This is a genomic window from Streptomyces sp. NPDC034670, from assembly GCF_055574875.1.
The window spans coordinates 1-19,777 of record NZ_JBVITR010000044.1 but is presented as its reverse complement, the minus strand read 5'-3'; the positions used below and the strand labels follow the sequence as shown (position 1 = coordinate 19,777).

13 protein-coding genes and 1 pseudogene are annotated in these 19,777 nt (G+C 73.2%); 12 read left to right on the top strand and 2 right to left on the bottom strand.

Going from position 1 to position 19,777, the window contains the following annotated elements:
- Window positions 1-403 precede the first annotated feature (403 nt).
- The 4 genes from ACZ56B_RS24970 to ftsY all read left to right on the top strand — a co-directional run bounded on the left by ACZ56B_RS24970 (window position 404) and on the right by ftsY (window position 7,567).
- On the top strand, window positions 404-607 hold the full coding sequence (locus ACZ56B_RS24970; protein WP_468794819.1) for a hypothetical protein: 204 nt from the start codon (window positions 404-406) through the stop codon (window positions 605-607).
- Window positions 608-878: 271 nt separating this feature from the next.
- Window positions 879-4,448, top strand: a complete 3,570-nt coding sequence (smc, locus tag ACZ56B_RS24965; protein WP_468794816.1) for a chromosome segregation protein SMC — start codon at window positions 879-881, stop codon at window positions 4,446-4,448.
- Between the two features lie 225 nt (window positions 4,449-4,673).
- On the top strand, window positions 4,674-6,092 hold the full coding sequence (locus ACZ56B_RS24960; RefSeq protein WP_468794813.1) for a sugar porter family MFS transporter: 1,419 nt from the start codon (window positions 4,674-4,676) through the stop codon (window positions 6,090-6,092).
- A gap of 272 nt (window positions 6,093-6,364) precedes the next feature.
- The gene (gene ftsY, locus ACZ56B_RS24955) at window positions 6,365-7,567 is read left to right on the top strand and encodes a signal recognition particle-docking protein FtsY (RefSeq protein WP_468794917.1); all 1,203 of its coding nucleotides are present in this window, start codon (window positions 6,365-6,367) and stop codon (window positions 7,565-7,567) included.
- Between the two features lie 120 nt (window positions 7,568-7,687).
- Here ftsY and ACZ56B_RS24950 read toward each other — a convergent pair whose 3' ends face one another.
- Window positions 7,688-8,353 (bottom strand): bifunctional DNA primase/polymerase, encoded by a 666-nt coding sequence (locus ACZ56B_RS24950; protein WP_468794810.1) that lies wholly within the window; start codon window positions 8,351-8,353, stop codon window positions 7,688-7,690.
- A gap of 446 nt (window positions 8,354-8,799) precedes the next feature.
- Here ACZ56B_RS24950 and nsdA point away from each other — a divergent pair, with 446 nt between their 5' ends.
- The 5 genes and pseudogenes from nsdA to ffh all read left to right on the top strand — a co-directional run bounded on the left by nsdA (window position 8,800) and on the right by ffh (window position 16,509).
- Window positions 8,800-10,296: a transcriptional repressor NsdA gene (nsdA, locus tag ACZ56B_RS24945; RefSeq protein ID WP_468794807.1), complete on the top strand. Its 1,497-nt coding sequence runs from the start codon at window positions 8,800-8,802 to the stop codon at window positions 10,294-10,296.
- A gap of 399 nt (window positions 10,297-10,695) precedes the next feature.
- Complete coding sequence (locus ACZ56B_RS24940; RefSeq protein ID WP_468794804.1) at window positions 10,696-12,036, top strand: ammonium transporter; 1,341 nt, start codon at window positions 10,696-10,698, stop codon at window positions 12,034-12,036.
- On the top strand, window positions 12,033-12,371 hold the full coding sequence (locus ACZ56B_RS24935) for a P-II family nitrogen regulator (RefSeq protein ID WP_053644524.1): 339 nt from the start codon (window positions 12,033-12,035) through the stop codon (window positions 12,369-12,371). Before ACZ56B_RS24940 ends, ACZ56B_RS24935 begins: the two co-directional genes overlap by 4 nt.
- 30 nt (window positions 12,372-12,401) lie before the next feature.
- A pseudogene (locus ACZ56B_RS24930) lies at window positions 12,402-14,875 on the top strand ([protein-PII] uridylyltransferase).
- 83 nt (window positions 14,876-14,958) lie between these two features.
- The gene (gene ffh, locus ACZ56B_RS24925; protein WP_468794801.1) at window positions 14,959-16,509 is read left to right on the top strand and encodes a signal recognition particle protein; all 1,551 of its coding nucleotides are present in this window, start codon (window positions 14,959-14,961) and stop codon (window positions 16,507-16,509) included.
- A 105-nt stretch (window positions 16,510-16,614) separates the two neighbouring features.
- Here the strand turns inward: ffh and ACZ56B_RS24920 are convergent, their stop codons facing one another.
- Window positions 16,615-17,469, bottom strand: a complete 855-nt coding sequence (locus ACZ56B_RS24920) for a methyltransferase domain-containing protein (RefSeq protein WP_468794798.1) — start codon at window positions 17,467-17,469, stop codon at window positions 16,615-16,617.
- A gap of 613 nt (window positions 17,470-18,082) precedes the next feature.
- Between ACZ56B_RS24920 and ACZ56B_RS24915 the strand changes: the two genes are divergently transcribed.
- The 3 genes from ACZ56B_RS24915 (at window position 18,083) to ACZ56B_RS24905 (ending at window position 19,663) form a co-directional block, all read left to right on the top strand.
- Window positions 18,083-18,682, top strand: coding sequence for a hypothetical protein (locus ACZ56B_RS24915; RefSeq protein WP_004982951.1), 600 nt, complete (start codon window positions 18,083-18,085; stop codon window positions 18,680-18,682).
- A gap of 319 nt (window positions 18,683-19,001) precedes the next feature.
- Window positions 19,002-19,421, top strand: coding sequence for a 30S ribosomal protein S16 (gene rpsP, locus ACZ56B_RS24910; protein ID WP_468794795.1), 420 nt, complete (start codon window positions 19,002-19,004; stop codon window positions 19,419-19,421).
- A gap of 2 nt (window positions 19,422-19,423) precedes the next feature.
- Window positions 19,424-19,663, top strand: a complete 240-nt coding sequence (locus tag ACZ56B_RS24905) for an RNA-binding protein (RefSeq protein ID WP_003973401.1) — start codon at window positions 19,424-19,426, stop codon at window positions 19,661-19,663.
- Window positions 19,664-19,777 lie beyond the last annotated feature (114 nt).

Below are 19,777 nucleotides of genomic sequence, written 5' to 3'. Positions count from 1 at the left end.
CCTGCAGGTGTCCCCCCCCCCCCCCCCCCCCCCCCCCCCCCCCCCCCCCCCCCCCCCCCCCCCCCCCCCCCCCAGCCCTCGGTCGGGGAAAACGTCCAGGTGATTGCCAATGACGGCTTGTCATGGGAAGCTCCACCCGCGAAGATGATCGCCACGCCCCCGAGGACCCGCAGGACTCGCGGCACCGCCCTTCCCGGCCGTGCACGCCCGGTTGTCCGCCGATACGGGGCGTGATCGTGTTGACCGTCAAACTTTTTGGTGAGACGCTGAAAGCCCCGCGCACCTTAGCTGTTTGGCATGGCTGAACGGCAGCACAACTCCAGGCCTGCCAAGCACCGCGGGTGCACATCCCTCACGACCCACACCGCATCGGTCGGTCACTCATTGTGGAGGACCATCCATCATGGCAAAGGCGCTTCTCGGTTACGTCGGCGGCTCCGACCCTCGACTCCTCGCCGAGATGCGACGGCTCCAGCAGCGCGTCCAGGACCTGGAATCCGAGCTCGTACGGATCCAGGCGGAGAAGGACGCGCTGGCGGCTGCCGCTTCTCACGACAGGATCACGGAGAGCGTTGACGCACACCAGGCGGAGCCTGCGCTCACCTGATCACTGCATCGCTCCACAACGGCACAGCAGTGGTCGGGCCGCCCGTCACAACTGCTCGGCAGTCAGAATGGCAAGGGACGCCTCGGCGTCCCTTCTTTCTTGTCCCCCTCGCCCCCGCGTCCTCGCCCCCGAGCCGAGCCCCCTGCCCGGCACTCCCTGCCCCGCGCATCCTTTCACCGTCTTCAACGTCTGGTGTGCCCTGCGCGTTCACCGGCGAAACCGCACGTTCATGGAGTGAGACCTCCTCGGCGGGCGGGTAGAGTCCGACGGCGTGCACCTCAAGGCCCTGACTCTCCGCGGCTTCAAGTCGTTCGCCTCGGCCACCACCCTCCGGTTCGAGCCGGGCATCACCTGCGTCGTGGGGCCGAACGGCTCGGGCAAGTCCAACGTCGTGGACGCGCTCAGCTGGGTCATGGGGGAGCAGGGTGCCAAGTCGCTGCGCGGCGGCAAGATGGAGGACGTCATCTTCGCCGGCACCACCGGCCGCCCGCCGCTGGGCCGCGCCGAGGTGTCGCTGACCATCGACAACTCCGACGGGGCGCTGCCCATCGAGTACTCCGAGGTCACCCTCACGCGGATCATGTTCCGCAACGGCGGCAGCGAGTACCAGATCAACGGCGACACCTGCCGTCTCCTCGACATCCAGGAACTGCTCTCCGACTCGGGCATCGGCCGTGAGATGCACGTCATCGTCGGCCAGGGCCAGCTCGACTCCGTGCTGCACGCCGACCCCATGGGCCGCCGCGCCTTCATCGAGGAGGCCGCCGGCGTCCTCAAGCACCGCAAGCGCAAGGAGAAGGCGCTGCGCAAGCTGGACGCGATGCAGGCCAACCTCGCGCGGGTGCAGGACCTCACCGACGAGCTCAGGAGGCAGCTCAAGCCCCTCGGCCGTCAGGCGGCGGTCGCCCGCAGGGCCGCCGTCATCCAGGCCGACCTGCGCGACGCCCGGCTGCGCCTGCTCGCCGACGACCTCGTGCGGCTGCGCGAGGCCCTCGCGGCCGAGATCGCCGACGAGGCCGCCCTGAAGGAGCGCAAGGAGGCGACCGAGCAGGAGCTGAGGAAGGCCCTCCGGCGCGAGGCCCTGCTGGAGGAGGAGGTGCGCCGGCTCGTCCCGCGGCTGCAGAACGCCCAGCGGACCTGGTACGAACTCTCCCAGCTCGCCGAGCGGGTGCGCGGCACGGTCTCGCTGGCCGACGCGCGGGTGAGGAGCGCCACCTCCGCACCCCCCGAGGAGCGGCGCGGCCGCGACCCCGAGGACATGGAGCGTGAGGCCGCCCGCGTCCGCGAACAGGAGGCCGAGCTGGAGGCGGCCCTGGAGGCGGCCGAACGCGCCCTGGAGGACACGGTCGCCCACCGCGCCGAACTGGAGCGTGAGCTGGCCCGGGAGGAACGGCGGCTGAAGGACGCCGCCCGCGCCATCGCCGACCGGCGGGAAGGGCTCGCCCGGCTCAGGGGCCAGGTGGGCGCCGCCCGTTCGCGTGCCGCCGCCGCCCAGGCCGAGATCGAACGCCTGGCCGCCGCCCGCGACGCGGCCCGGGAGCGTGCCGTCGCCGCCCAGGAGGAGTACGAGGCGCTGCAGGCGGAGGTCGACGGCCTCGACGCCGACGACGTGGAACTCGCCGAGCGGCACGAGGAGGCCAGGCGCCGGCTGGCCGAGGCGGAGAGCGCCCTGAGCGCCGCCCGCGAGGCGGCCGCCGCGGCCGAGCGCGAGCGCGCCGCGACCCGGGCCCGCCACGACGCCCTCGCCCTGGGCCTGCGCCGCAAGGACGGCACCGGAGCACTGCTCGCGGCCGAGGACCGGCTCGCCGGACTGCTGGGACCGGCCGCCGAACTCCTCACCGTGACGCCCGGCCACGAGGCCGCCCTGGCCGCCGCCTTCGGGGCCGCCGCCGACGCCCTCGCGGTGACGTCCCCCTCGGACGCCGCCGACGCCCTCCGCCTGCTGCGCAAGCAGGACGCCGGCCGCGCCGCCCTGCTGCTCGCCGGCGCCCCCGACGACGTACCGCGGCAGCCGCGGACCGACGGGCCGCCGTACGCCGCCGACCTGGTGCGCGGGCCCGCCGCCCTGATGCCCGCGGTGCGGCGGCTGCTGCGCGGGATCGTCGTCGTCGGCACCCTGGAGGAGGCCGAGGACCTCGTCCGGGCCCGGCCCGATCTGACCGCGGTCACCGCCGAGGGCGACCTGCTGGGGGCGCACTTCGCCCAGGGCGGGTCCGCCGGGGCGCCCAGCCTCCTGGAAGTGCAGGCGTCCGTGGACGAGGCGGCCGCCGAGCTGGAGGAACTGACCGTGCGGTGCGAGGAGCTGGCCGGGGAGCAGACCGCGGCGGCCGAGCGGCGCACGCGGTGCGCGGCCCTCGTGGAGGAACTGGGGGAGCGGCGCCGGGCCGCGGACCGGGAGAAGTCCGCCGTCGCCCAGCAGCTCGGGCGGCTCGCCGGGCAGGCGCGCGGTGCCGCCGGGGAGGCCGAGCGGGCCGGCGCCGCCGCGGCCCGGGCCCAGGAAGCCCTCGACGAGGCGCTCGCGGAGGTCGAGGAACTCGCCGAGCGGCTCGCCGTCGCGGAGGAGAGCGCCCCCTTCGGGGAAGGTGGGGCGGAGGAGCCCGACACCTCCGTGCGCGACCGGCTCGCCGCCGACGGCGCCAACGCCCGCCAGACCGAGATGGAGGCCCGCCTCCAGGTCCGCACCCACGAGGAACGGGTCAAGGGGCTCGCCGGGCGGGCCGACTCCCTGGACCGGGCCGCCCGCGCGGAGCGCGAGGCACGCGCGCGCGCCGAGCAGCGCCGGGCCCGGCTGCGGCACGAGGCGGCCGTCGCCGCGGCCGTCGCCTCCGGCGCCCGGCAGCTGCTGGCGCACGTCGAGGTCTCCCTCGCCCGCGCCGACGAGGAGCGCACCGCCGCCGAGACCGCCAAGGCCCACCGGGAGCGGGAACTCGCCCGCGCCCGGGCCGAGGGACGCGATCTCAAGGCGGAACTCGACAAGTTGACGGATTCAGTTCACCGGGGCGAGGTACTCGGCGCCGAGAAACGGCTGCGGATCGAGCAGCTGGAGACCAAGGCGCTGGAGGAACTGGGTGTCGAACCGGCAGTGCTGGTGGCGGAGTACGGCCCGCAGCAGCCGGTGCCCCCCTCGCCCCCCGCCGAGGGCGAGGAGCTGCCGGAGGACCCGGAGCACCCGCGCAACAGGCCCCGCCCCTTCGTCCGGGCCGAGCAGGAGAAGCGCCTGAAGGCCGCCGAGCGCGCGTACCAGCGGCTCGGCAAGGTGAACCCGCTCGCCCTGGAGGAGTTCGCGGCGCTGGAGGAACGCCACCAGTTCCTCGGCGAGCAGCTGGAGGACCTGAGGAGGACCCGCGCGGACCTGCTCCAGGTCGTCAAGGAGGTCGACGAACGGGTCGAGCAGGTCTTCACCGAGGCCTACCGGGACACGGCCCGCGAGTTCGAGGGCGTCTTCTCCCGCCTGTTCCCGGGCGGCGAGGGGCGTCTCGTGCTGACCGACCCCGACCACATGCTCACCACGGGCGTGGACGTCGAGGCGCGTCCGCCGGGCAAGAAGGTCAAGCGGCTGTCACTGCTCTCGGGCGGGGAGCGGTCGCTGACCGCCGTGGCCCTGCTCGTGTCGATCTTCAAGGCGCGGCCCAGCCCGTTCTACGTGATGGACGAGGTCGAGGCCGCGCTCGACGACACCAACCTCCAGCGGCTGATCGGGATCATGCGGGAGCTGCAGGAGACCTCGCAGCTGATCGTGATCACGCACCAGAAGCGCACCATGGAGGTCGCCGACGCGCTCTACGGCGTCTCCATGCAGGGCGACGGTGTGTCGAAGGTCATCAGCCAGCGTCTCCGCTGAGTCCGTGCCATTTACACCTTTCTGACCCGCATCCTCCCCTTCTCCTTCAAGTTTTGAACACAGGTACTCCGTAACCTCCGGGAAACTTCTCAATAACGCTCTATTGACTTCGGAACTTGAACACATAGTCTCTGCTTCAACGCTTTTACCTTCAGGTACCTTCAGGTGGACCTCGAAGGGCTGACCCCCCATCCGGCGACGCTGCCGGTGGCCCGAGGAGTACACGTGACCAGCACAGCGCAGGCGCAGAAGTCAGGAGCCGGGACGGCTCATCCCGAACATCTCGGGCACGTCATCTTCATCGCGGCGGCGGCCGCCATGGGCGGTTTCCTCTTCGGCTACGACAGCTCCGTGATCAACGGCGCCGTCGAGGCCATCCGGGACCGCTACGACATCGGCTCCGCCGCCCTCGCACAGGTCATCGCCATCGCCCTGATCGGCTGCGCCATCGGCGCCGCGACCACCGGCCGCATAGCCGACCGCATCGGGCGCCTGCGCTGCATGCAGATCGCCGCGGTCCTGTTCACCGTCAGCGCCGTCGGCTCCGCGCTGCCGTTCTCGCTGTACGACCTCGCCTTCTGGCGCGTCGTCGGCGGCTTCGCCATCGGCATGGCCTCCGTCATCGGCCCGGCCTACATCGCCGAGGTCGCCCCGCCCGCCTACCGCGGCCGGCTCGGCTCCTTCCAGCAGGCCGCGATCGTCGTCGGCATCGCCACGTCGCAGCTGGTCAACTGGGGCATCCTGAACGCCGCCGGCGGCGACCAGCGCGGCAAGCTGATGGGCCTGGAGGCCTGGCAGCTCATGCTCGGCGTCATGGTGGTCCCCGCCGTCCTCTACGGCCTGCTCTCCCTGGCCATCCCCGAGTCCCCGCGCTACCTGATCTCCGTCGGCAAGCACGAGCGCGCCCGGCAGGTGCTCGAGGAGGTCGAGGGCAAGGACGTCGACCTGAACGCCCGCGTCACCGAGATCGAGTCGGCGATGCACCGCGAGGAGAAGTCCGGCTTCAAGGACCTGCTCGGCGGCAGCTTCCTGTTCAAGCCGATCGTCTGGATCGGTATCGGCCTGTCGGTGTTCCAGCAGTTCGTCGGCATCAACGTCGCGTTCTACTACTCCTCGACGCTGTGGCAGTCGGTCGGCGTCGACCCGACGGACTCCTTCTTCTACTCCTTCACCACGTCGATCATCAACATCGTCGGCACCGTCATCGCGATGATCTTCGTCGACCGCATCGGCCGCAAGCCGCTCGCGATCATCGGCTCCGTCGGCATGGTGATCGGCCTCGCGCTGGAGGCCTGGGCGTTCTCCTACGACCTCGTCGACGGCAAGCTCCCCGCCACGCAGGGCTGGGTCGCCCTGGTCGCCGCCCACATCTTCGTCCTCTTCTTCGCCCTCTCCTGGGGCGTGGTCGTCTGGGTCATGCTCGGCGAGATGTTCCCGAACCGGATCCGTGCCGCCGCCCTGGGCGTGGCCGCCGCCGCGCAGTGGATCGCCAACTGGGCCATCACCGCGAGCTTCCCGTCGCTGGCCGACTGGAACCTGTCCGTCACCTACGTGATCTACACGGTGTTCGCCGCGCTCTCCATCCCGTTCGTCCTCAAGTTCGTGAAGGAGACGAAGGGCAAGGCGCTGGAGGAGATGGGCTGACCCGCCCTCCCGCGCGGGACGGGTCCGCCCCGTCCCGCGGCCCGAGGAGACCCGAGGAGAAGGGCTCAAGTCCCCGCTGCCCCTCTCCTCGTACCCCCCACCGCCGCCCCGGCCCGGTACCGTCCGGGCCGGGGCGGCGTCCCGTGCGCATCGCCGTACGAGGGAACCGCAGGCCGGCGCGGGACCGGAGTGCCGGCGCCGTGCGGCGCGGTCCGTCCGGCGCGGGTCGGCACCGGGGCGGGGAGGTGTCCATGGCTGATACTGGACCCGTTATGGACATCGTCATCCTTGCTGTAGTCATCGCCGTGGTCGTGCTCGGCGCGCTCAGCGGGCTCATCGTCGGGAGCAGGCGCAAGAAGCCGCTGCCCCCGCCCCCGCCCGCCGCGCCCGACATCACGGCCCCCCCGGCCGAGCCGCACGTCGGCGAAGAGGCCGAGACGCCGCGGGAGGAACCGCGGCGCACCATCGAGGAGGTTGATCTTCCGGGCGGCCCCGCTCCCGTCACCGTCGAGGAGCCGCCCACCGTCGAGGCTCCCCCGATCGAGATCCCGGAGCCCACCGCCGGACGTCTGATCCGGCTGCGCGCCCGGCTCGCCCGTTCGCAGAACGCCCTGGGCAAGGGCCTGCTCACCCTGCTGTCCCGCGAGCACCTCGACGAGGACACCTGGGAGGAGATCGAGGACACCCTGCTCACCGCCGACGTCGGCGTACAGCCCACGCAGGAGCTGGTCGAGCGGCTGCGCGAGCGCGTGAAGGTCCTCGGCACCCGTACGCCCGGGGAACTGCGCGACCTGCTCCGCCAGGAGCTGATCACCCTGGTCGGCCCGGAGATGGACCGCACCGTGCACACGGAGAACGCGGCCGGGGGGCCGGGCATCGTGATGGTCGTCGGTGTCAACGGCACCGGCAAGACCACCACCACCGGCAAGCTCGCCCGGGTGCTGGTCGCCGACGGCAACACCGTCGTCCTCGGTGCCGCCGACACCTTCCGGGCCGCGGCCGCCGACCAGCTCCAGACCTGGGGCGAGCGGGTCGGCGCCCACACCGTGCGCGGCCCCGAGGGCGGCGACCCGGCCTCCGTCGCGTTCGACGCGGTCAAGGAGGGCAAGGAGATGGCCGCGGACGCGGTGCTCATCGACACCGCCGGCCGTCTGCACACCAAGACCGGTCTCATGGACGAGCTCGGCAAGGTCAAGCGCGTCGTGGAGAAGCAGGCCCCGCTGGACGAGGTGCTGCTCGTGCTCGACGCCACCACCGGTCAGAACGGACTCGTCCAGGCCCGGGTCTTCGCCGAGGTCGTCGACATCACCGGCATCGTCCTCACCAAGCTGGACGGCACGGCCAAGGGCGGCATCGTGATCGCCGTCCAGCGAGAGCTGGGCGTCCCGGTGAAGCTGATCGGTCTCGGTGAGGGCGCGGACGACCTGGCGCCGTTCGAGCCGGAGGCGTTCGTGGACGCGCTCCTCGGGGACTGAGTGCCCAAGGTCCGTCCCGCCCGTGCGAAGAAGCGCCCGCCCCCGAGGTCCGGGGGACGGGCGCTTCGCCGTGTACGGGACCGGTGGGCCGTCCGGCGACCGGCGCCGGGGCGCCGGGGGTCACGTCCGTGACCGGTGCGCCACGTACGCCAGCGTGCCGAGCAGCAGCCGGGCCTCGGGCGGCCGGGACGCCGAGTCCAGGGTGGGGGAGCGCAGCCAGCGCACCGGGCCGAGGCCGCCCCGGTCGGACGGAGGCGCCGTGATGTGCGCGCCGGGTCCGAGGCCCCGCAGGTCGAGGGCGACCGGGTCGTCCCAGCCCATGCGGTAGAGCAGCTCGGGCAGCGCGGCGGCGGCGCCGGGCGCGACGAAGAAGTGGGCGCGGCCGTCCGGGGTGGCGGTGACCGGGCCGACCGGCAGGCCCATGCGCTCCAGCCGGGCCAGGGCGCGGCGCCCGGCGGGCCCGGCGACGTCGATGACGTCGAACGCCCGCCCGACCGGCAGCATCACCGAGGCCCCGGGGAATTCGGCCCAGGTGCCGGTCACCGCGTCCAGCGGCGTGCCGGCGGGGATCACCGGGGCGGGGTCCAGGGGGTGCGCGCCCGGGGTCCGGCAGCGGGTCCGGCCGCAGGAGCAGGCGCCCGCGGCGGCCCGGGCCCCCGGCACCACGTCCCAGCCCCACAGTCCGGTGTACTCCGCCACGGCGGTGCCGTCCGACGAGCGCCCCCGGCGGCGCGAGCCGGACCGGATGTCGCGGATGCCCCGACTGATGCCGATCGTGAAGCCCATGCCCCCTCCAACGGGTCCGACGCACCGGCGGTCACGCAGCGGACACGAAACGTGACCCTCTGTATTCCGGCTTCCCCGCGCCGCTCCGCTCAGTCGGCGCCCGGGGGCGTCGGGGGTGGTGCGTTCCGCGATGCGCGCCCTCGCGCACATCGCCGCACCCGCTCTGGCCACCCTGTGTCAAGTCAATCGCGGGTCGGCGATCGTGAGTTCATTCGAAGGGGTGGCGAATGGTGGCGATTGCGGTTCCGTCATGGTGGGACGGGTGATCGTGAGACTACGCTGCGTGCACGGCTTCTTGGAGTACGTGCACGCGCGGGTATGCCGGAGGCAACTCGGCTTTCCGTTCGAGGGGTGACAACCGCCGGACGGGCGGCCCTGACAACCGGCATTCTGATAAGGCTTGGCGCACTCGGCGACAAGTGGTCTTCAGGGATGGGGGCGTTCCAGTGAGCGGCAACGGCGGTGGCGGGACGAACGCTGCGGGCACGGAGAAGCGCCCGAACGAACTCCTCGCCTCGTGGTTCGTCCGCAGCGGTTGGTCCAAGGGCGAACTCGCCCGCCAGGTCAACCGCAGAGCACGCCAGTTGGGCGCCAACCACATCTCCACCGACACCTCGCGCGTGCGCCGCTGGCTGGACGGCGAGAATCCGCGCGAGCCGATCCCCAGGATCCTGTCCGAGCTGTTCTCCGAGCGCTTCGGCGTCGTGGTCTCCGTCGAGGACCTGGGCCTGCGCACCGCCCGCCCGTCACCCTCCGCGACCGGCGTCGACCTGCCCTGGACAGGCCCGCAGACCGTGGCCCTGCTCAGCGAGTTCTCGCGCAGCGACCTGATGCTGGCGCGGCGCGGCTTCCTCGGGAGCTCGCTGGCCCTCTCCGCGGGTCCGCCCCTCATCGAGCCCATGCAGCGCTGGCTCGTCCCCACTCCGTCCGCCCCGCGGTCCCGCCCGGAGCCGGACCCGGTGTCGTCCTCCGGGCGGGGCCGGGGAAGGCTGTCCAAGCCGGAGCTGGACCTGCTGGAGACCACCACCGTGATGTTCCGGCAGTGGGACGCCCAGTGCGGCGGCGGCCTGCGCCGCAAGGCGGTCGTCGGCCAGCTGCACGAGGTGACGGACCTGCTCCAGGAGCCCCAGTCCGAGGCCACCACCCGGCGGCTGTTCAAGGTCGCCGCCGAACTGGCCGAACTGGCCGGCTGGATGTCGTACGACGTCGGGCTCCAGCCCACCGCGCAGAAGTACTTCGTGCTCGCCCTGCACGCCGCCAAGGAGGCCGGCGACCGGCCGCTCGGCTCCTACGTCCTCTCCAACATGAGCCGCCAGATGATCCACCTCGGCCGCCCCGAGGACGCCCTGGAGCTCATCCACCTGGCCCAGTACGGCAGCCGGGACTGCGCGAGCCCGCGCACCCAGTCGATGCTGTACGCGATGGAGGCCCGCGCCTACGCCAACATGGGCCAGCCCGGCCGGTGCAAGCGGGCGGTCAGGATGGCCGAGGACACCTTCGCCGAGGCCGCCGAGTGGGACGAGCCGGACCCCGACTGGATCCGCTTCTTCTCCGAGGCCGAGCTGTACGCGGAGAACGCCCACTCCTTCCGCGACCTCGCCTACGTCGCCGGCCGCAGCCCCACCTACGCCTCCCTCGCCGAGCCGCTCATGCAGCGGGCCGTGGAGCTGTTCGGCCAGGAGAGCGGCGAGCACCAGCGGTCCTACGCCCTCAACCTGATCGGCATGGCCACGGTGCACCTGCTCCAGCGGGAGCCCGAACAGAGCGTGGTTTTCGCCACCGAGGCCATCAAGGCGGCCAAGAAGGTCCGTTCCGAGCGCGTCAACACCCGTATCCGAAAGACGGTCGACACGGCCGTACGCGACTTCGGGGACCTCGCCGACGTCGTCGACCTCACCGAGCGGCTCGCGGTCGAGCTTCCCGAGACGGTGGAGGCGGTCTGACGCCCCCGAGGAACCGTTGAGCCCCGGCCGCGGCCGGCCCTCCCGAACTGCCCGACTCGGCTCCCCCATGCCAGGTCATTCGGAGGCCGGCCGCGGCCGGTCCCCTTTCGCGCCCGAACCTGCGCCGTTCTCGCGGGCGGGGCCGTCCGCCGTCGTGGTTCCCCGGGGGGTGGTCGCCGTGCCGCGCGGTGAAGGCCGCCCCACGGCAACGGCCGGTGCCGTCCGGATCCGGCGGTTCACCGACCCGTAACACGCCCGGTGCCTTCGTCACGGCGGCGAAACAGCGAGGGGCCTCCGGCGAAACCGCGCTGCGCCAGTCTCATGGCGCATAACCGGCCCGCCCCTCCACCCGCTCAGGCTTCGCCCGCACGGGGCCGTACCAACGACGAGGAGACGCCGATGGCACCAGCCGTCACCCTGGCCGCGGAGGCACCCACGCTCTCCGCCGCCAACACGGGGTTCATGCTCATCTGTTCCGCCCTGGTGATGCTCATGACCCCGGGCCTGGCCTTCTTCTACGGAGGCATGGTCCGCGTCAAGAGCACGCTGAACATGCTGATGATGAGCTTCATCAGCCTCGGCATCGTCACCGTCCTGTGGGTGCTGTACGGCTTCTCCCTGGCGTTCGGCACCGACTCCGGCAGCGTCATCGGCTGGAACTCCGACTGGGTGGGCCTGAGCGACATCGGCCCGACCGAACTCTGGGACGGCTACACCGTCCCGGTCCTCGTCTTCCTGGTCTTCCAGCTGATGTTCGCCGTCCTCACCCCCGCGCTGATCAGCGGCGCGCTCGCGGACCGCGTGAAGTTCACCGCCTGGGCGCTGTTCGTCGCCCTGTGGGCCACGGTCGTCTACTTCCCGGTCGCGCACTGGGTCTGGGGCTCCGGCGGCTGGGCCTTCGAACTGGGCGTCATCGACTTCGCCGGCGGCACGGCGGTCCACATCAACGCCGGTGCCGCCGCGCTCGGCGTGATCCTGGTCATCGGCCGGCGCGTCGGCTTCACGAAGGACCCGATGCGCCCGCACAGCCTCCCGCTGGTCATGCTCGGCGCGGCCCTGCTGTGGTTCGGCTGGTTCGGCTTCAACGCCGGCTCGTGGCTCGGCAACGACGACGGCGTCGGCGCGCTGATGTTCGTCAACACCCAGGTCGCCACCGGCGCCGCGGTCCTCGGCTGGCTCGCCTACGAGAAGATCCGCCACGGCGCCTTCACCACCCTGGGCGCCGCCTCCGGCGCCGTCTCGGGCCTGGTCGCCATCACCCCGGCCGGCGGCGCGGTCTCCCCGCTCGGCGCGATCGCGGTCGGTGCCGTCGCCGGCGTGCTGTGCGCCATGGCCGTCGGCCTGAAGTACCGGTTCGGCTACGACGACTCCCTCGACGTGGTCGGTGTCCACCTCGTCGGCGGCATCCTCGGCTCCCTGCTCGTCGGCTTCCTCGCCACCGGCAGGGGCCAGTCCGACGTCGCGGGCCTCCTCTACGGCGGCGGCCTCGACCAGTTCTGGAAGCAGTGCGCCGGTGTCCTCGGCGTCCTCGCCTACTCCCTGGTCGTCTCCGCGGTCCTGGCCTTCCTCCTCGACCGGACCATCGGCATGCGCGTCTCCGAGGACCAGGAGGTGGCCGGCATCGACCAGGCCGAGCACGCCGAGACCGCGTACGACTTCAGCGGCGCCGGCGGAGGCGCGGCCCGCACCGCCGCCGGCGCCCCCGCCGCCCCGGCCGAGAACAGGAAGGTGGACGCATGAAGCTCATCACCGCCGTCGTGAAGCCGCACCGGCTCGACGAGATCAAGGAGGCCCTGCAGGCCTTCGGGGTGCACGGCCTGACCGTCACCGAGGCCAGCGGCTACGGCCGCCAGCGCGGCCACACCGAGGTCTACCGCGGCGCCGAGTACACCGTCGACCTGGTGCCCAAGATCCGCATCGAGGTGCTGGTGGAGGACGAGGACGCCGAACAGCTCGTCGACGTCGTGGTCAAGGCGGCCCGCACCGGGAAGATCGGCGACGGCAAGGTCTGGTCGGTCCCGGTCGAGACGGCCGTACGGGTCCGGACCGGCGAGCGCGGTCCGGACGCGCTCTGAGAACGGACCGACGGAAGCGGGAGTCGCCGGGTGACGGGTACGGACACGCACGACGGGACGAAGGACGCGGGACCCGGCGGCTACGCGGCGGCCCGGCTGCGCCTGCTCACCGAGGGGGCGCGGTCCGGGCCGCCGCGCCGCACCGCCCTCGCGGACCTCACGGACGCGTGGCTCGCCGGGCTGTTCGCGGCCGCCGCGCCCCGGCCGCGAACAGCCCGGTCGCGCGGCGTCTCCCTGGTCGCCGTCGGCGGCTACGGCCGCGCGGAGCTGTCCCCGCGCAGCGACCTGGACCTGCTCCTGCTGCACGACGGCGGTGACCCCGGCGCGGTCGCCGCCCTCGCCGACCGGCTCTGGTACCCCGTCTGGGACCTCGGCCTCGCCCTCGACCACTCCGTGCGCACCCCGGAGGAGGCCCGCGGGACCGCGGGCGAGGACCTCAAGGTCCAGCTCGGACTGCTCGACGCCCGGCACCTCGCCGGCGATCCCGGCCTCACCGCCTCCCTGCGCACGGCGGTGCTGGCCGACTGGCGCAACCAGGCGCCGAGACGGCTCCCCGAACTGCGGGAGCTGTGCGCCGAACGCGCCGCACGCCAGGGCGAGCTGCGGTACCTCCTGGAACCCGACCTCAAGGAGGCGCGCGGCGGACTGCGCGACGCCACCGCACTGCGCGCCGTCGCCGCCTCCTGGCTCGCCGACGCCCCGCGCGAGGGCCTCGCCGGAGCCCGCCGCCGGCTCCTCGACGTACGCGACGCACTGCACCTGGCGACCGGCCGCGCGACCGACCGGCTCGCGCTCCAGGACCAGGACCAGGTGGCGTCCGAGCTGGGACTGCCCGACGCCGACGCGCTGCTGCGGCAGGTGTACGAGGCGGCCCGCGTCATCGCGTACGCCGGTGACGTCACCTGGCGCGAAGTGGGGCGCGTGCTGCGGTCCCGGGCCGCGCGGCCGGGACCGCGCACCCCGCTGGGCGGGGGGAGGCCCACCACCGAGCGCTCCCCGCTGGCCGAGGGGGTGGTGGAGCAGGAGGGCGAGGTGGTGCTCGCGCGCGCCGCACGCCCCGAACGCGACCCCGTGCTCCCGCTGCGGGCGGCGGCCGCCGCGGCCCAGGCCGGGCTCCCGCTCTCCCCGCACGCCGTACGGCGCATGGCGGCCGGAGCGCGTCCGCTGCCCACGCCCTGGCCCGCCGAGGCCCGGGAGCAACTCGTCACCCTGCTGGGCTCCGGCCGCCCCGCCGTCGAGGTCTGGGAGGCGCTGGAGGCCGGGGGCCTGATCACCCGCCTGCTGCCCGAGTGGGAACGGGTGCGCTGCCGGCCGCAGCGCAACGCCGTGCACCTGTGGACGGTCGACCGGCACCTCGTCGAGACCGCCGTGCGCGCCTCCGCGCTCACCCGCCGGGTCGGCCGCCCCGACCTGCTGCTGGTCGCCGCGCTGCTGCACGACATCGGCAAGGGCCGGCCCGGCGACCACTCGGTGGCCGGCGAGGCCGTCGCCGGGGACGTGGCCGCCCGCGTCGGATTCGGCCCTCACGACGTCGCGGTGATCGCGACCCTCGTGCGCCACCACCTGCTGCTCGTGGAGACCGCCACCCGGCGCGACCTGGACGACCCGGCGACCGTGCGCGCGGTCGCCGGGGCCGTCGGCTCCCAGGGCACCCTGGAACTGCTGCACGCCCTGACCGAGGCCGACGCGCTCGCCACCGGCCCCGCCGCCTGGTCGTCCTGGCGCGCCTCGCTGGTCGCCGGCCTGGTGGAACGGGTCTCGGCGGTGCTCGCGGGGAACGCCCCCGCCGTGCCCGCGCGGAGCGCGCCCACCGTCGAGCAGGAGCGCCTCGCGCTCGAGGCGGTCGCCACGGGGGGTCCGGTGCTGGCGCTGCGGACGCGGACCGGGCCGCCCGCCGAGCGGCGGGAGCCCGCCGGCGATCCGGAACCGCTGGGCGTGGAACTGCTCGTCGCCGTCCCCGACCGGCCGGGCGTGCTGCCCGCGACGGCGGGGGTGCTCGCCCTGCACCGGCTGACCGTGCGGACCGCGGAGCTGAGGGCGGTGGAACTGCCGGACGGCGTCGAGGGGTCCGTGCTGCTGCTGGACTGGCGCGTGGCCGCCGAGTACGGCTCCCTGCCCCGGGCCGCCCGGCTGCGCGCGGACCTCGTGCGCGCCCTGGACGGCACCCTGGACGTCGCCGGCCGCCTCGCCGGACGGGACGCCGCCCGCCCCCGGCGCCGGGGCCCGGCCGCACCGCCGCCGCGCGTCACCGTCGCCCCGGCCGCCTCCCGGCACGCCACCGTGATCGAGGTCCGGGCCCAGGACGCGCCGGGGCTGCTGTTCCGGATCGGGCGGGCGCTGGAGGACGCGGGGGTGCGGGTGCGCAGCGCGCACGTGAGCACGCTGGGGGCGAACGCCGTGGACGCCTTCTACGTCACCGGAGGCCGGGAAGGGAGCGGGGGCCCCTTCCCCGGGAGGAGGCCGCTGCGGTGGCGCGGGGACTGGAGGAGACCCTGCGTGGGTGAGGACACTCCGGCGACTTGCCCGTCCGGGATACCCTGGAGGGCGATTCACCAGCCCGTCACCGACTCCGAGGACCGACGCCGCCGTGTTCGACACTCTCTCCGATCGCCTTTCAGCGACCTTCAAGAACTTGCGCGGCAAGGGCAGGTTGTCCGAGGCGGACATCGACGCCACGGCGCGCGAGATCCGCATCGCCCTCCTCGAAGCGGACGTGGCCCTTCCGGTCGTCCGCGCGTTCATCAAGAACGTCAAGGAGCGCGCCCTCGGCGCCGAGGTCTCCAAGGCGCTCAACCCGGCCCAGCAGGTCCTCAAGATCGTCAACGAGGAACTGGTCACCATCCTCGGCGGCGAGACCCGCCGGCTGCGCTTCGCCAAGCAGCCGCCGACCGTGATCATGCTCGCCGGTCTGCAGGGCGCCGGCAAGACCACCCTCGCGGGCAAGCTCGGCAAGTGGCTCAAGGACCAGGGCCACTCCCCGGTGCTGGTCGCCGCCGACCTCCAGCGTCCGAACGCGGTCAACCAGCTCAGCGTCGTGGCCGAGCGCGCCGGCGTGGCCGTCTACGCGCCCGAGCCGGGCAACGGCGTGGGCGACCCGGTGAAGGTCGCCCAGGACTCCCTCGACTTCGCGCGGACCAAGGTCCACGACATCGTGATCGTGGACACCGCCGGCCGCCTGGGCATCGACCAGGAGATGATGCAGCAGGCCGCGGACATCCGCGACGCCGTCCGGCCCGACGAGATCCTGTTCGTCGTCGACGCGATGATCGGTCAGGACGCGGTCAACACCGCCGAGGCCTTCCGGGACGGCGTCGGCTTCGACGGCGTGGTGCTCTCCAAGCTCGACGGCGACGCCCGCGGTGGCGCGGCCCTGTCGATCCGCCAGGTCACCGGCAAGCCGATCATGTTCGCCTCCAACGGCGAGAAGCTCGACGACTTCGACGCCTTCCACCCGGACCGGATGGCCTCCCGCATCCTCGACATGGGTGACCTGCTCACCCTGATCGAGCAGGCGGAGAAGACGTTCAGCCAGGAAGAGGCCGAGAAGATGGCCTCCAAGCTGGCGTCGAAGAAGGGCCAGGACTTCACCCTGGACGACTTCCTGGCCCAGATGGAGCAGGTCCGGAAGATGGGCAGCATCAGCAAGCTGCTCGGCATGCTGCCCGGCATGGGCCAGATCAAGGACCAGATCAACAACCTCGACGAGCGCGACGTCGACCGCACGGCCGCCATCATCAAGTCGATGACCCCGGCCGAGCGCCAGGACCCGACGCTGATCAACGGCTCGCGCCGCGCCCGCATCGCCAAGGGCTCCGGTGTCGAGGTCAGCGCGGTGAAGAACCTGGTCGAGCGGTTCTTCGAGGCCCGCAAGATGATGTCCCGCATGGCCCAGGGCGGCGGCATGCCGGGGATGCCCGGCATGCCGGGCATGGGCGGCGGTCCCGGCCGGACGAAGAAGAAGCAGAAGCAGGCCAAGGGCAAGCAGCGCTCCGGCAACCCGATGAAGCGCAAGCAGCAGGAGCAGGAGGAGGCCGCGCGCCGCGCCGCCGCCGCGGAGGGCGGCAACGCCTTCGGGCTGCCGCAGCAGGGCGGCAAGGACTTCGAGCTCCCCGAGGAGTTCAAGAAGTTCATGGGCTGACGCCCTCGCCGGAACCGCACCGGGGCGCTCCTCGTACGAGGGGGCGCCCCGCAGGCGTGTCCGGCGGCCCCCGGGGCCCGTGGCGTCAGGGCGCCGGCGCGGGGTTCACGGCGTCCGCGCGATCAGGTACCGGAACACGTTGGGCATCCACACGGTGCCGTCCTGCCGCTGGTACGGGTGGAGCGCCTCCGCCAGTTCCTTGTCCACCTGCGCCTGGTCCGTGGCGGTGATCGCCGGGTCGAACAGCCCCGTCGACCTCAGGCCCCGCACCGCGCTGTCCACGTCGGCGTAGCCGAAGGGGCAGGCCACCCGTCCGGAGCCGTCCGGCCGCAGGCCCGCCCGCCGGGCGACCCGCTCCAGGTCGTCGCGGTGCGCGGGGCGCCAGGCGTGCGCGGCGCGCACGGGTTCCGCCGGCCCGGCGGTCACCCGGAGCACGGACGCCGTGGCGCACCGCTCCGGCGGACCCCAGCCGGCCAGGACCACGGCCGCCCCGCGCCCGGCGAGCGGTGTCGCCTCGGCGAGCAGGTCGCCCAGCCCCTCCGCGTCCCCCGCGAGGCAGCCGATCGGCTCGAAGGCGGTCAGCACGGTGTACGGGGGCGCGTCCGCGCGGGCCGCGTCCGCGGGTGAGCCCTCCACGATCCGGGCGCCCGTCCGCGCGCGGGCGTCCCGCTCGTCGGGCAGCAGCCGCTCCCGCGCGAGGGCCAGCCGGTCGGCGGAGGTGTCGACACCGGTGACCGCGGCGCCGCGCGAGGCCGCCAGCAGCAGGGCCAGCCCGGAGCCGCAGCCGAGGCCGAGCAGCCGCGTCGCGGGCCCCACGTCCAGTCGCTCGTAGACGGCCTCGAAGAGCGGTACGAGCATCCTCTCCTGTATCTCGGACCAGTCACGCGCGCGTGCACGCAGGTCCACGCGGGGGACGGCCCCCGTGTGAGGCAGGTGCTGCCGCACGAGCGTAGGTGTCATAGGTAAGCGCCCCAATCAGCCGAGAGTTGCCGCAGTGCCCGATTCCCTGGCCCCCGTGCAGTGCGCTCGCACTTCCCCCGTATGCCAGGAAACTCCGCCCTCGACGCGTCGTCCAGTGGGGCGGGGCGGTGGTTTGGTGGTTGCTCGTGCCAGTGGCAAGAATTCACATTCCGGCAATCCGGGGCCGCATGATCCGCCGGGGTGCGGGACGGTGCGCACCGGTACGGACCGGGGCGGGGCGGTGCGGAGGGCCGGCGGGACACCCGGTAGCGTGCGGTCCGGGCCCGCGCGGCGCGGGGCCGGACGGCTCCCCCGCGAGAGCGGCCGGAAACGCCTCTTGCGCACCGACGGGCCCCCGGCGCGCCGGCGCACGCGGACGGGCAGTTCGCGCCACGCCGGAGCGGCCCGTGAGGGCCCCGTTCCGGGGCGGTGGCGGCAGACGGGTGGACGTACGTCGGCCTACGCACCACCTTGCGGTGACCTGTGAGGCTTCTCCGCAGTTCAGCGCACCCGCCCTCGTCGGCATGCATCAGTGGCGACTGACGGGTACGTGCAAAATATTTGGGATGCCCCGGAATCGGAACACAGAGGCACCCCGGCTCGTTGTCATTACGTGAGCACGACACAGACACCACCTGTTCTCGCCGCAGAGCTGGCGCAGGCGTGGGCCGACATCCAGCGGCACCACCCCGAGCTGCCCGATCTTGCCGCGCCCGAGTCCCTGATCGGGGAGTCGTCGTCCGCGTGCGGTCACGAACTCTCCTTCGAGCGACTGCTGCACGAAGCAGTCCACGGCGTCGCCGCCGCGCGCGGCGTGCGCGACACCTCCCGTGCCGGCCGTTACCACAACCGCAGGTTCCTCGCCATCGCGGAGGAACTGGGCCTGGACCACCCCGAGGAGCCGCATCCCAGCAGCGGTTTCTCGCTGGTCACGCTCACTCCCGAGGCGAAGCGCCGCTACCGTCCGACGATCGAGCGCCTGCAGCGTGCCCTGAAGGCCCACTCCGCGGCGACCGCGGGCGACACCGCCCGCAGCTTCCGCGGTCCGGCCGCCCGGCACGGCTCCTCCGGCGGCGGGGTCCGGGTCAAGGCCGTCTGCGACTGCGGCCGCAACGTCCGCGTCGTCCCCTCGGTCCTGGCCCAGGCCCCCATCGTCTGCGGGGGCTGCGGCAAGCCCTTCCGCATCCCGGAGGTCGTGGGAGCGGCGAGCTGACCCTCTTCGGTATCTCGTGGGTACCGGAAGGACGGGCGGACGACGAAACCGAACAGGGTGCCGCCTCCCCCGCCCGCGCGGCCGGGGCGGGGGAGACGGCACCCCTTGACACCGGGCGGCTCCGAGGGCGCCCTTTTCTCATGCGCCCTCCGGTCCGAGTGGCCCTGCGCCGTGTGGCACAATGGCTAGCTGTACTCGACAGCCGCACAGGATCCCTCTCTCCTCCGGCTGACGCGTCCATCGGGCACTCGGGTACCGCAACCCCACGCGGCTTCTCTCGCCGTGCCCAACCACGTCAAATCCAGGAGAACCCACTCCCGTGGCAGTCAAGATCAAGCTGAAGCGTCTGGGCAAGATCCGTTCGCCTCACTACCGCATCGTCGTCGCCGACTCCCGTACCCGCCGTGACGGCCGGGCCATCGAGGAGATCGGCAAGTACCACCCGACGTACAACCCGTCGGTGATCGAGGTCGACGCCGAGCGTGTGGCGTACTGGCTCGGCGTCGGCGCCCAGCCGACCGAGCCCGTGCTCGCCATCCTGAAGAAGACCGGCGACTGGCAGAAGTACAAGGGCGAGCCCGCTCCGGCCCCGCTGCTGCAGCAGGCCGAGAAGCCCGCCCGCCCGTCGTTCGAGGCGCTCGGCGGCGAGGACGAGGGCAAGGGTGAGGCGATCACCCAGAAGAAGAAGGCTGAGAAGAAGGACGAGGCCGACGCCGAGTCCGCGTCGACCGAGGCCTGAGCATGCTCGAGGAGGCTCTCGAGCACCTCGTGAAGGGCATCGTCGACAACCCTGACGATGTGCAGGTCGCCTCGCGCAACCTGCGCCGCGGGCGGGTGCTCGAGGTCCGGGTCCACCCGGACGACCTCGGCAAGGTGATCGGCCGCAACGGCCGCACCGCACGCGCTCTGCGCACCGTCGTCGGCGCCATCGGCGGCCGTGGTGTCCGGGTCGACCTCGTCGACGTGGACCACGTCCGCTGACGCTTCATCGCAACCGGCTCGGGGGGGGGGGGGGGGGGGGGGGGGGGGGGGGGGGGGGGGGGGGGGGGGGGGGGGGGGGGGGGGGGGGGGGGGGGGGGGGGGGGGGGGGGGGGG